We start from the raw sequence: 12,644 nt of genomic DNA, 5'->3' as shown, positions 1-12,644 counted from the left end.
AGCACTCCCCGTTTGCAGCCGCAAGGCTACAGCGACAGCTCGAACGCGGGATCGGCGGCCGCCAGCGCCGCCGCGCTGTCGGCGGGCGGATAAATCACGCGGCCATTGATGGCCACCTTCAATGCCTTGCCTTCGCTGCCCGTCATCCACACCTTGCGCTCCCAGCCCTGCGTGACGACCGCTCCCCACGCCCCCAGGTCGAGGCACGTCACATAATACGGCTGGCGGTAGGGCCGCGTGGCCAGGCCCAGCAGGTCTGCCACGGCATTGTCGCCCGAGGAACGTCCGAGGAACATGGCGTGCTGGCAACTCATCAGCGTGTGATTGCCAGCGTCGTCCGTGGCCGCGACGGCCGCGTCGCCCGTGGCAAAGACCTTGCCCGCGCCAGGCACGCGCAAGTCGTTCGCCACCCGCAGGCGGCCCGCCGCGTCCTTGTCGCCGGGAATCTGCGCCGTCAGCGCGCTGGCCCGCACGCCCGCCGTCCACACCACGGTGGCCGCCTCGATGCGCTCGCCATCGGCCGTCGTCAAGCCGTCCCCGTCGATGGCGGCGACGGCCGAACCGAGCCGGCATTCCACGCCCAGCTCCGCCAGCGCCTGCTCGATCACGGGACGCGGTCCCGGTCCCAGGTCGGGGCCGATGTCGGGCGCCCGCTCGACGATGATCACCTTGATCTCGGCATCCTGCCCCAGGATGGCGCGCAGGCGGGCCGGCAGCTCGGCCGCCAGTTCGATGCCCGTGAAACCGCCACCGGCCACGATGACCGTATTGCGCGCGGCCGATGCGGGCCGGCCAGCCAGACCATGCAGGTGCGCATCGAGCGCCACCGCGTCGTCGCGCTGGTCGGTGCTGAAGGCAAATTCTTGCAAACCCGGAATATCCGGACGGAACAAGCTGCTGCCCGCCGCCAGCACCAGGCGGTCATAGGCCAGGGTCGAACGGCTGCCGTCGGCGGCCACGATATCGACCTCGTCGCTGGCGCTGCGGATGGCCTCGACCTTGCCCGCGATGAAGCGCACGCCCGTGTCGTCAAACAGTTGCTGCAACGGCGCCACCATGCCGGCAGGCGCCGGCTCGTACAGGCGCGGGCGCATCGTCAGCACGGCTTCCGGCGCCACCAGCGCCACTTCGATGTCGCCTGCCGCAACGTTTTCCAGCCGCAGGCGGCGCACGGCAGCCAGGGCGCTCCACAAGCCGGCAAAGCCGGCACCAATGATCAATACGCGCTGTGTCATGTTTTTTCTCCTTGATTTGATAACGCAGACTATATCACTCCGTGTTATGCGGCGCAAGCGGACATGCCGAAAAAGGCGCAGCCTGTCTTGCGGTCCGCGCCGCACTCGCGTAGATTCGCGGCACAACGATCAGGGAAAGCCCCATGCAAGAGGAATTGGAAACATTGCTGGCAGCAGCGTTCAAGAGCGAGCGGATACAGGCGCGCCGGATGGCGGCGCTGGAAGGCATCACCGGCGACGCGGCGCTGCAGCGCATACTGGAACAGGCGGCAGGCACGCAGGGCCTTGCCGCCCTGCTGGCGACACGGACGCAGGCGCGCGCGGCCGACGCGCAGCGCAAGGCGCAAAAGATCAGCGACCGCCAGCAGGCGCAAGCGGCCAAGCGCCTGCCGGCTGGCCCCGCTTCGGCATGGCGCGGCTGGTTCGACGGCTCCGCCCACCCGAATCCGGGCAAGCTGGGCATCGGCGCCCTGCTGCTGGGGCCGAACGGCGAACGTATCGAAGTGAGCGAGGCCGTCGGTTATGGCAGCAGCAGCGACGCGGAATATGCGGCCCTGACGGCCGTGCTGCAGGCGGCACTCGGCGTGCGCCCGCCGCCCGCGCAACTGCTGCTGTACGGCGACAGCCAGGTGGTGATCAACGATGTATTGGGAACGGCGGCGGCTGGCGCCAAGGGACTGGAAATACACAGGGCCACCGTAGTGGCCCTGCTGGAACAATTACACGATGTAACGCTGCGCTGGCTGCCGCGCCACCGCAATGGCGAGGCGGACCGGCTGTCGCAGCTGGCGATCGCCGGCTGGGTGGAGGAAGACCCTCCACCCCTTGCCGTTTAGGCGGCGCGGCCGATCTGCAATGCCTCTTGCGGCGCCTTGGCCGCCGGGCGCTTGCCGCCGCCCACGGCCTTCAAGCCGCCGGCGCCGGCCTGCTGGCCATTCAATTTGAACACGCTGACCACTTGCGCCAGGTTGTGCGCCTGGTGCTGCATCGATTCGGCGGCAGCCGCCGACTCTTCCACCAGGGCCGCATTTTGTTGCGTCACGGCATCCATCTGGCCGATGGCCCGGTTGATTTCGTCGATGCCCACGCTTTGCTCGCTGCTGGCCGCCGTGATTTCCGTGATGATGTCGCTCACACGCTGCACGCTGTCGACGATATCGTTCATGGTCGAACCGGCTTGCGCCACCAGCATGCTGCCCGCGTTGACTTGCTCCACGGAAGCACCGATCAGGGTCTTGATCTCTTTCGCCGCCGATGCGGAACGCTGCGCCAGGTTGCGCACTTCGGACGCCACGACGGCAAAGCCGCGACCCTGCTCGCCCGCGCGCGCCGCTTCCACGGCCGCGTTCAGGGCCAGGATGTTCGTCTGGAAGGCGATGCCATCGATCACGCTAATGATATCGACGATCTTGTTCGAGGAAGCATTGATCGATTCCATCGTGCCCACCACTTGCGCCACCACTGCGCCGCCCTTGACGGCCACTTGCGCCGCCGAGGCCGCCAACTGGTTCGCCTGGCGCGCATTGTCCGCATTCTGTTTCACGGTGGAAGTCAGCTCTTCCATCGACGACGCCGTTTCTTCCAGGGAACCGGCCTGCTCTTCCGTGCGGGAAGACAGGTCCTGGTTACCGGCGGCAATTTCCGTCGATGACGTCGCGATGCTGTCCGTACCTGCGCGCACTTCGCTGACGATGTTGAGCAAGCTTGTGTTCATGTCCTTCAAGGCCAGCAAAAGTTGCCCAGTTTCATCTTTGGCGCTGGCGTCGATCTGCGCCGTCAAGTCGCCATCGGCCACCTTGCGGGCGATGTCCACGGCCGTGCGCAGGGGGCGCACGATGCCCGTCGTCAACAGCCAGGCGCAGACGACGCCAAAGCCCAGCGCCAGCACGGCCAGGGTCAGCAGCAAGTTGCGGCTCGTCTTGGCGACCTCGTCGATCTCGCGCGCCGTCGTGTCGATGCTGGCGCGCTGGTGCTGCAGCATGTCGTTGACCACTTTCAGGTATTTCGTCGAACCGGGCACGAAGATGCCCTGGAACGCCTTTTCTGCCTCGGCTTCCTGCCCATCCGCCTTCAGCTTCGACACTTGCGCGCGCGAATCGAGGTAGACCTTGCGCTGTTCGCTCACCAGGCGGAACAGTTCCTTTTCTTCCGGGCTGGAAATCAAGGCTTCGATTTTCTTTTGCAATTCGCCCGACACGACGGACGATTGCTTGGCCTCTTCCGCAAAATACGCGCCCAGTGACGTGTCGCTGCTGCGCGCGATGGCCGTGGTGCGGCGCACGCCGCTATCGATCTTTGCATACCAGTCGGAAATATAGCGTTCCTTCGCCAGCGGCAGCTCCATCATGGTGCGCGTGGCCATGGCCACGTCGTGCAAACGCCACACGCTGATGCCCGTAATGAGCATGGAAAACAGCAAAATCACGGCAAAACCCAGGCCGAGGCGCACACCAATACTGACGTTTCTTAACAAATTCATGTGAATATCCTAAAAAAGCGGAACCAGACTATATAAAAGGGGTTGCGGCTGCCCGGGGCAGCCGCGGCGGCATCAGCGCGTGCCGATGCGCAAAGTGGTTTGCGGCGCTGCCGGGCGTTTCTGCGCGTGTTGCACACCCTTCACGCCGCCGGCGCCGGCCTGCTGGCCATTGAGTTTAAAGACGCTGACGACTTGCGCCAGATTGTGCGCCTGGTGCTGCATCGATTCGGCGGCCGCCGCCGACTCTTCCACCAGGGCCGCGTTTTGTTGCGTCACAGCATCCATCTGGCCGATGGCGCGGTTGATTTCGTCGATGCCCACGCTTTGCTCGCTGCTGGCCGCCGTGATTTCCGTGATGATGTCGCTCACGCGCTGCACGCTGTCGACGATATCGTTCATGGTGGAACCGGCTTGCGCCACCAGCATGCTGCCCGCGTTGACTTGCTCCACGGAAGCACCGATCAGGGTCTTGATCTCTTTCGCCGCCGATGCCGAACGCTGCGCCAGGTTGCGCACTTCGGACGCCACGACGGCAAAACCGCGGCCTTGCTCGCCCGCGCGCGCCGCTTCCACGGCCGCATTCAGCGCCAGGATATTCGTCTGGAAGGCGATGCCGTCGATGACGGAAATGATGTCGACGATCTTGTTCGACGAAGCATTGATCGATTCCATCGTGCCCACCACTTGCGCCACGACTGCGCCGCCCTTGACGGCCACTTGCGCAGCCGAGGCCGCCAACTGGTTCGCCTGGCGCGCATTGTCCGCATTCTGTTTCACGGTGCTGGTCAGCTCTTCCATCGACGACGCCGTTTCTTCCAGGGAACCGGCCTGCTCTTCCGTGCGGGAAGACAGGTCCTGGTTGCCGGCGGCGATTTGCGTCGACGACGTCGCGATGCTGTCCGTGCCGCTGCGCACTTCGCCCACGATATTGAGCAAGCTCGTGTTCATGTCCTTCAGGGCCAGCAAAAGTTGCCCAGTTTCATCTTTGGCGCTGGCGTCGATCTGCGCCGTCAAGTCGCCATCAGCCACCTTGCGGGCAATGTCCACGGCCGTGCGCAGGGGGCGCACGATACCCATCGTCAAGACCCAGGCACAGACGACGCCGAATGCCAGCGCCAGCGCGGCCAGTACCAGCATCAGGTTGCGGCTGGTATTGGCGACGGCGTCGATCTCGCGCGCGGTGGCGTCGATCGTGGCGCGCTGGTGTTCCAGCAAGTCCGACACCATCTTCTGGTACTTGGCGGCGGCCGGCACGAAGGTCTTTTCAAACACTTCATTGGCGGCATCGACCTGCGCTTCGCCCTTCAGCTTGTAGACCTGGTCGCGCGAACCGATGTATACCTTGCGCTGTTCCAGCAAGCCCGCGAACATGGCTTTTTCCTCCGGCTTGTCGATCAGCGCCTCGATTTTCTTTTGCAGCTCGGCCGAGCTGGACGACGAGACTTTCGATTCTTCAGCGAAATAGCCGCTCAGCGAGGTATCGCTGCTGCGGGCAATGGCGATGGTGCGGCGCACGGCGCTGTCGATACGGCCATACCAGTCGGAAATATAGCGTTCCTTGGCCAGCGGCTGCTCCATCATGACGCGCGTGGCGCTGGCCACATCGTGCAAGCGCCAGACGCTGATGCCCGTAATGAGCATGGAAAACAGCAAAATCACGGCAAAACCGAGTCCCAGGCGGACACCGATGCTGACGTTGCGTAATAAATTCATGTGACTGTCCTAAAAACCCGGATGCCGGCGTGGCGGCCGGCTGGCGCTCCCGCTCAGGGCGGACGCTGGCTGGCTGCCATGGCGAAACGGGCGTAAAAAGTGAAACTCAAGTGAAACTGGCGCACGGTTCGGCTGAACCGTGCGCCAGGAAATGCGCTAGCGTGCGCCTTGCAGAAAAAGCAAACAATGCTTGGGGTCAATTGTTTCTAAAAAACCCTCTCGCACTAGGGTGTCAGGAAATGTTCAGGGCAAGGCGCGTTGCCGAAGACAGTACGAATGTACGGCGAGGCAATGCAACGCCGTCCTGGACTTTTCCTGGCGGCCTAGGCTGCCAATTTTTCGATCAAGCCCATATCGGCGCTGGACATCAACTGGTCGATATCGACCAGGATCAGCATGCGCTCGTCGATGGTGCCCAGGCCGATCACGTATTCCGTGTTGATCGAACGGCCCATGTCCGGCGCCGGCTTGATCTGTTCCGGCATCAGGGTGGTGACGTCGGAAACGCGGTCGACGACCATGCCGACGACGCGGTTGCCGATATTGAGGATGATGACGACGGTGAACTGGTCATAACTGGGCGTGCCCAGGTTGAACTTGATGCGCATGTCGACGATGGGCACGATGATGCCGCGCAGGTTGACCACGCCCTTGACGAACTCGGGCGCGTTGGCGATGCGGGTCGGCGTTTCATAGCTGCGGATTTCGCTGACTTTCTGGATGTCGATGCCATATTCTTCCTGGCCCAGGGTAAAGGCCAGGTATTCGGCAGCCTTGGCAACGGTTGCGCCAGTGTCGCTGGAAATGGTGTTCATGATATTCCTTTCGTTAACTCGCCTGGGGCGCAGGCCAAGGCACGCTGCAAGCAAGCCTTGGACGTGGCAAAGTCACCCAACAGGGGATGGCCGCCACTTGTGTGTTTTTGCAAATATTTTCTAGCAATTAGCTTATGCCTCTAATTTCCTTGCGGCAATGTTACCCCATGTAAATTTTACATGCACTAAAAAAGAGCGACCGTCTGATTTTTGATTTTCAAAAATGCAATTTATGTGGCGATTACGGCACGCCGGCCCCCGCCACGCACTGCGCCGTTTTATGCCACACTGGCGGCCCCTGCTTTTTACGACTGAGAACATGCATTCTTTGCTTTCCCAATGGCAACCACGCCTGCTGGCGCTGGCCAAGGCCGGCCTGGGCGATGACGGCGCCCACGACCTCAACCACCTGCACCGCGTCTGGCGCAATGCCAGTGTCCTGCTGCAAGACCATGCGGACGCGGATGCGCTCACCGTGATGGCCGCCTGCTACCTGCACGACCTGGTCAACCTGCCAAAGAACCACCCCGAGCGCCACCTGGCTTCGCGCCAGGCGGCAACGCTGGCTTGCCGCCAGTTGGCGGAACTGGATTTTCCGGCAGAAAAATTGGCCGGCGTGGCCCACGCCATCGAGACGCACAGTTTTTCCGCCAACTTGCCGCCGCACACGCTCGAAGCGCAAATCGTGCAGGATGCCGACCGCATCGATGCGCTGGGCGCCGTCGGACTGGCGCGGTTGTTCTATACGGCCGCGCGCATGGATAGCGCGCTGGCGCACGGCACGGACCCGCTGGCGCAGCAGCGTCCGCTCGACGACAAGGCTTACGCGCTCGACCATATCGTCACCAAGCTCGACAAGCTGCCCGGCAAGATGCAGACGGCGGCGGGCCGCGCGCTGGCCGAACAGCGACTGGCCGTGCTGACGGATTTCCGCGCCGCCTTTGCCGATGAATGGGGAATTGCCATCTAGCATGGGTGGCGATAGCCAGCATGGCCCACGCTGTCTATAATGCAAGGCTCAGCTATCGCGCCGCGCGCCAGCAGGAAGCTGCCACGCGCCGGCGCCACGCCAACAACTGAACTCCGCACGCCGCACGGCGGCGCGGGGTGCGCGCCGAAAGCATGCATGTCCGATAAAACCAGCCCCGACAGCCATTCACCGTCATCGCCCGCCTCGCCCGCGCGCGCCGGCAACCTCAATTTCATCCTCGTCTGCGTCTTCATCGACATGCTGGGCATCGGCCTGGTGGTGCCCGTGCTGCCCATCCTGATCGGCGACTTTGTCAACGGCAAGGATGAGCAGGCATTCTGGTACGGCATCATGGCGGCCGTCTTCGGCTTGCTGCAATTCATCTTCATGCCCATGCTGGGCGCCATCAGCGACCGCGTGGGACGCCGCCCCGTGCTGCTGTATTCGATGGCCGGCATGGGCATCAACTTTCTCGCCACGGGCTGGGCGCCGAACCTGGCCTGCCTGTTCATCGGCCGCATCATCGGCGGCGTCTCGTCGGCCAGCATGTCGGTCGCGTCCGCCTATGCGTCCGACGTCTCCACGCACGACAACCGCGCCAAGAGCTTCGGCAAGATCGGCGCCGCCTTCGGCCTGGGCTTCATTTGCGGCCCCATGCTGGGCGGCCTGCTGGGCGAGATCAACCTGCACCTGCCGTTTTACGTGGCGGCGGGCCTGTCGGCGGCCAATTTCATCTACGGCTATTTCTGCGTGCCCGAATCGCTGCAGCCGGGTCCGCGCGCACCGTTCACCCTGGCGCGCATCAACCCGTTTGCCGCCCTGCTCAAGCTGGTGCGCCGCGTGGAAATCCGCGGCCTGGTGCTGGCCTTCGGCCTGATGACGTTTGCGCAAATGATGCTCAACACCACCTGGGTGCTGTACACGCACTTCCGCTTCGACTGGACGCCGCGCCAGAACGGCATCGCCCTGTTCTGCGTGGGCCTGTGCGCGGCCGTCGTGCAGGCGGGCTTGCTGGGCATCCTCATCAAGCGTTTCGGCGAAGTGCGCCTGTCCCTGCTGGGCATGGCCTCGGGCGCCCTCACCTATCTGCTGTACGGCCTGGCGACGCAGGGCTGGATGATGTATGCGCTGATCCTGTGCAACCTGCTGGCCTTTGCCGCCGGACCGGCGCTGCAAGGCATCATCTCGAAATCGTCCAACGCCAGCGAACAGGGAGAACTGATGGGCTCCTTGCAATCGATCAGCAGCCTGGGCATCATCTTCATGCCTTTGCTCGGCAGCATGATTCTCGGCGAAGTGAGCCACTTGCCGCCGCAAGACTGGCGCATCGGCAGCACCTTCTACCTGTGCGCCATCATGCAAACCCTGGGCATCCTGGTAGCCTGGCGCTACTTCAAGGCGCAACGCCAGGCAAGACTTATGGTTTCCACCACAAAGTAGTCGGCGGGATAATATTGTATTTGGGAAATAAATAGGCGAGAATGGGATAATCAAGCGGGCGTTGCCGACGCCGGCGATACGATGGTGAGCAAGGATGGGTATGACTGACTTTTATTCCAGCGCCTGGCGCCGAACCGTGGCCATGCTGGCGCTGGCGCTGCCATCGCTGGCGGGCGCGCAATGCTCGCGCGACATCCAGGTGCCCGTCTCGGCCATCGGCGCCAGCGTGGTGGTGAATGGCGCCACCATCAGCGGCATTTATCCCGACTTGCTGCGTGGCATGGGCGCCAAGCTCGGCTGCAATTTCATCTTCACGGCCGTGCCCCGCGCGCGCCTGGAAGCGATGTTCGAGGCGGGCAAGGCCGACTTGCTGATCCCGGCCAGCAGCACCTTGCGGCGCGACCAGCATGGCCTGTTCATCCCCATGCTGGGCAGCCGGCCCCTGCTGATTTCGCTCCAGGGCGCGCGACCGCCCATCAACACCATGCAGGAACTGATCGAGCGGCGCGAATTGCGCGTGGCGCTCGTGCGCGGCTACGACTATGGCGCACCGTACCAGGCGCTGGCGAAGGAGCTGAGCAGCCAGGGCCGCCTGTTCTACGAAGTCGACGCCCTGTCCGTGGCGCGCCTGATGCAAAGCGGCTTCATCGATGCCACCATCATGGCGCCCACCATCCTCGCCGGCGTGGCGCAAAACGATGCGCGCGTGTATGGCCTGGCCGACCGCCTGCGCCTGGAAGCGTTGCCGGAATTGCCCTGGGGCATGAGCGGCGTCTACCTGTCGCGCAAGTCGCTGACGGCGGAAGACCAGGCGACCCTGCGCGAACTGCTCGACAGGGCGGGCCGCTCCGGCTCCGTGATGGACGGCTTCCAGCGCCATCACCGCCAGGAACTGTTGTCGCTGAGCATACGCCCCCGCTAAGGCCTGCATGTCCGGTCTGGTCGTCGCCGTCGTCCTGTTTGCCGCCCTGCTGCACGCCAGCTGGAACGCCATCGTCAAGTCGGGCAAGGATACCTTCCTCAGCACGGTGCTCGTTTCCGTGGGCGCCGCCCTGATTTCGCTGGCCGTCTTGCCCTTCGTCAACACTCCCGCGCCCGCCAGCTGGCCCTACCTGGCCGCCTCGGCCGTGGCACAGCTGGCGTATTACTCGCTGCTGGCGGCCGCCTACAGGGCGGGCGACATGAGCCATGCCTACCCCTTGATGCGCGGCAGCGCGCCATTGCTCGTGGCGCTGGCCAGCTGGCCGCTGATCGGCGAACGCCTGTCTCCCATGCAGATGGGCGCCGTCGCCTGCATTTGCGCGGGCATCCTCGGCCTGTACGTGGCCGCGCGCACGGGCGCCATCGGCAGGATGCCGAAAAACACGGGCCGGGCCACCGCCTTTGCGCTCGGCAACGCCTGCGTCATCGCCAGCTATACCTTGATCGACGGCATCGGCGTGCGCCTGTCCGGCGCGCCGGCCGCCTACACGATGTGGATTTTTGTCTTGAACGGCGCAGGACTGCTGCTGTGGACGGCGTTGCGCCGCCCCGCCGACTTGCTTGCGTATGCGCAAACGCAATGGCGCCTGGCCGCCGTTGGCGGCTTCGGCACCCTCGCTTCGTATGGCCTGGCCCTGTGGGCCATGACGCAGGCGCCCGTGGCCGCCATCGCGGCCCTGCGCGAAACGTCGATCCTGTTCGCCATCGCCATCGCGGCCCTGTTCCTGCGCGAAAAGATCAGCCCCCGCCGCTACCTGGCCATCGGCCTGATCGCGGCGGGCGCCATCCTCATGCGAATCGCTTAGCGGGCGTCGAGCGGCGCAATCGGCAACTCGATCGCGCTGGCCGCCCCTGTCGCGTGGTACACGCGCTGCGTCGCCTTTCTATAATGGCCCGGGTCGGCCAGGAAGATGTTCGGCACGTAGTTTTGCGGGTTGCGGTCGTACAGGGGGAACCAGCTCGACTGCACTTGCACGGCGATGCGGTGGCCGGGCAGGAAGACGTGATTCGCGTTCGGCAAGGCGAAGCGGTAGCGTTCCACTTTACCTGCCGGTATCGGCGTCGGGTGCTCGAAGCTGTCGCGGTAGCGCCCGCGGAAGATATCCATCGCCACGCCCAGCTGGTAGCCGCCCATGGCCGGCTGCGACGGCACTTCGTCCGGATACACGTCGATCAGTTTTACCACCCAATCGGCATCCGTGCCGCTGGTGGCGGCAAACAGGTTCACCATCGGCGCGCCGGCGATGCGCACGGCCGTCTTCAACGGTTCGGACACATAGCTGAGCACGTCCGTGCGGTCGGCATAGCCGCGCTGGTCGCTGACCAGCCATGGCTTCCACACATCGGGGTCCATGAGGCGCACGGGACGGGGCACGAAAGGCACGGGCTTGGCAGGGTCGGCCACGTATTCATCGAAAGCGCCTTCAGCCGCATCCGCAGCGCCCGATGGCGCCGCAAAACCCAGCCTGGAACCGTCCTGCAGGTAGATCGGCGTCAGCTTGGTGTCGCAGGTCTCGCAGGCCAGCGGCCACTGCTGCAGGCGCTGCCACTGGTTGGTGCCGGTCTGGTACGACACCACGGGCGCCGTGTTCGCTTCCGGCGCGCCATCCTTCAGGTATTGATTCAGGAATGGCTGCATGACTTTTTCGCGGAACTGGCGCGCCGTATCGCCGTCAAACTTCAGGGCGCCCAGGCTGGAACCGTCATAGTTGACGCCGCTATGGCGCCACGGGCCGATGGCCAGGTAATTGAGGTTGTTGCGCTTGTCGCGCCCCTCCATCGCCGTGTAGGTGGCGTACGGGCCATAGATGTCTTCCTGGTCCCACTGCCCCACCACGTGCATGGTAGGCACGATCAGCGGGCGCTTGGCGAGGATCTTGTCGAGCGCCTGTTCCTGCCAGTAACTGTCGTAGGCGGGGTGCTCGAACAGCTTTTTCGTGTAGGTCAGCTTGTCGATGCCGAACTTCTTCGCATAATCGCCGGCCGAGCCGATGCGCAGATACGCATCGTATTCGTCATACACGCCCAGCGCCGGCGCCTCGCTACTGCCGCGCGCGCTCGTCTGCCACGCCAGGTAGGACAGGCTCGGCATGCGGAACGCGCCGTTGTGGAACCAGTCGTCGCCGCGCCAGCCATCGACCATGGCGCTCATGGGAATGGCCACCTTCAGCGCCGGATGCGGGTCGACCAGGGCCATCAGCACCGTATGCCCCTCGTACGAGGAACCCAGCATGCCCACCTTGCCATTCGTTTCCGGCACGTTTTTCACGAGCCAGTCGATGGTGTCCCACGCATCGGTCACGTTATCGACCTTGGTATGGTTCAGCGGCCCGCGCACGGGGCGCGTCATGACGTAATCGCCTTCCGAGCCATGCTTGCCGCGCACGTCCTGGAACACGCGGATGTAGCCGTTTTCCACCAGGGTATCGTCACCCTGCGGCAGGGCGGCCAGCATGCTGGGGCTGGCGGCGCGCTGGGCGCGGCGGGCCGCATTGTACGGCGTGCGCGTGAGCATGATCGGCGCTTTCTGGGCGCCTTTCGGCACGACGATCACCGTGTACAGCTTGACGCCGTCGCGCATGGGGATCATCACCACGCGCTTGACGTAGTCATTCACATCGGGCATGACCAGCTTGGCGCCGATATCGGGCGTCATGGGCGGCGTTTGCGCCATCGCGGGTGCTGCAAACAAGGAACTGATAACAAAAGCCAGGCCGGTGAGCCGGACGGGGGACGACATGGGCATACTGTTCTCCAATGATTCATGCCACGCAAAAGTGGCCGAACGGCAATAGTACTCGGAAAGCAAGTTTTACATAAGGCAAGCCTCTGACGCGGCGCAGCAGATAAATCCGGGCGCAAACTTGACAGAACGCGCCCGAACTGCAACCATAACGCCATGAAATTTATCCCTTCACAACACGCCTGCTTGAATTGGTGGTCCCGCTCACTTTCGCGCGGCCACTGCATAGTGATGTGAATTTGATCCACGCCGCCTCGATCGGTGGCGT

The 12,644-nt window shown here is 63.9% G+C and carries 10 protein-coding genes; 5 read left to right on the top strand and 5 right to left on the bottom strand.

Features of this window, described 5'->3' with window-relative positions; translation table 11 throughout:
- Window positions 1-26: 26 nt before the first annotated feature.
- Entirely contained in the window at window positions 27-1,235 is a 1,209-nt protein-coding gene (locus VPH40_RS00580; protein ID WP_328572316.1) for an NAD(P)/FAD-dependent oxidoreductase, read from the bottom strand.
- Between the two features lie 143 nt (window positions 1,236-1,378).
- Here VPH40_RS00580 and VPH40_RS00575 point away from each other — a divergent pair, with 143 nt between their 5' ends.
- Window positions 1,379-2,071 carry a ribonuclease HI family protein gene (locus VPH40_RS00575; protein ID WP_328572315.1) on the top strand — a complete coding sequence of 231 codons (693 nt, stop codon included), beginning with the start codon at window positions 1,379-1,381 and terminating at the stop codon, window positions 2,069-2,071.
- On the opposite strand, the gene VPH40_RS00570 is transcribed toward VPH40_RS00575, so the two are convergent.
- The 3 genes from VPH40_RS00570 to VPH40_RS00560 form a co-directional block, all read right to left on the bottom strand.
- Complete coding sequence (locus VPH40_RS00570; RefSeq protein ID WP_305061607.1) at window positions 2,068-3,714, bottom strand: methyl-accepting chemotaxis protein; 1,647 nt, start codon at window positions 3,712-3,714, stop codon at window positions 2,068-2,070. The genes VPH40_RS00575 and VPH40_RS00570 overlap by 4 nt on opposite strands.
- A gap of 72 nt (window positions 3,715-3,786) precedes the next feature.
- Window positions 3,787-5,427, bottom strand: coding sequence for a methyl-accepting chemotaxis protein (locus VPH40_RS00565; RefSeq protein ID WP_305051645.1), 1,641 nt, complete (start codon window positions 5,425-5,427; stop codon window positions 3,787-3,789).
- A gap of 323 nt (window positions 5,428-5,750) precedes the next feature.
- A complete protein-coding gene (locus VPH40_RS00560) occupies window positions 5,751-6,242 on the bottom strand; it encodes a chemotaxis protein CheW (protein WP_035818113.1) in 492 nt (163 codons plus the stop codon).
- 319 nt (window positions 6,243-6,561) lie between these two features.
- Here VPH40_RS00560 and VPH40_RS00555 point away from each other — a divergent pair, with 319 nt between their 5' ends.
- The 4 genes from VPH40_RS00555 (at window position 6,562) to VPH40_RS00540 (ending at window position 10,439) form a co-directional block, all read left to right on the top strand.
- Window positions 6,562-7,212, top strand: a complete 651-nt coding sequence (locus tag VPH40_RS00555) for an HD domain-containing protein (protein WP_328572314.1) — start codon at window positions 6,562-6,564, stop codon at window positions 7,210-7,212.
- A 156-nt stretch (window positions 7,213-7,368) separates the two neighbouring features.
- Window positions 7,369-8,652 carry a TCR/Tet family MFS transporter gene (locus VPH40_RS00550; RefSeq protein ID WP_328572313.1) on the top strand — a complete coding sequence of 428 codons (1,284 nt, stop codon included), beginning with the start codon at window positions 7,369-7,371 and terminating at the stop codon, window positions 8,650-8,652.
- A gap of 100 nt (window positions 8,653-8,752) precedes the next feature.
- Window positions 8,753-9,574 (top strand): substrate-binding periplasmic protein, encoded by an 822-nt coding sequence (locus VPH40_RS00545; RefSeq protein ID WP_289898344.1) that lies wholly within the window; start codon window positions 8,753-8,755, stop codon window positions 9,572-9,574.
- A 7-nt stretch (window positions 9,575-9,581) separates the two neighbouring features.
- Window positions 9,582-10,439 (top strand): DMT family transporter, encoded by an 858-nt coding sequence (locus VPH40_RS00540; RefSeq protein WP_328572312.1) that lies wholly within the window; start codon window positions 9,582-9,584, stop codon window positions 10,437-10,439.
- Here the strand turns inward: VPH40_RS00540 and VPH40_RS00535 are convergent.
- A complete protein-coding gene (locus VPH40_RS00535) occupies window positions 10,436-12,379 on the bottom strand; it encodes a CocE/NonD family hydrolase (protein WP_305061604.1) in 1,944 nt (647 codons plus the stop codon). The genes VPH40_RS00540 and VPH40_RS00535 overlap by 4 nt on opposite strands.
- Window positions 12,380-12,644: the final 265 nt, after the last annotated feature.

Origin of the sequence: Janthinobacterium sp. P210005 (assembly GCF_036231865.1) — a bacterium.
Taxonomy (GTDB): domain Bacteria; phylum Pseudomonadota; class Gammaproteobacteria; order Burkholderiales; family Burkholderiaceae_D; genus Janthinobacterium; species Janthinobacterium kumbetense.
Note: the sequence above shows the minus strand (reverse complement) of the source record. Positions and strands in the feature narration are given on the sequence as shown.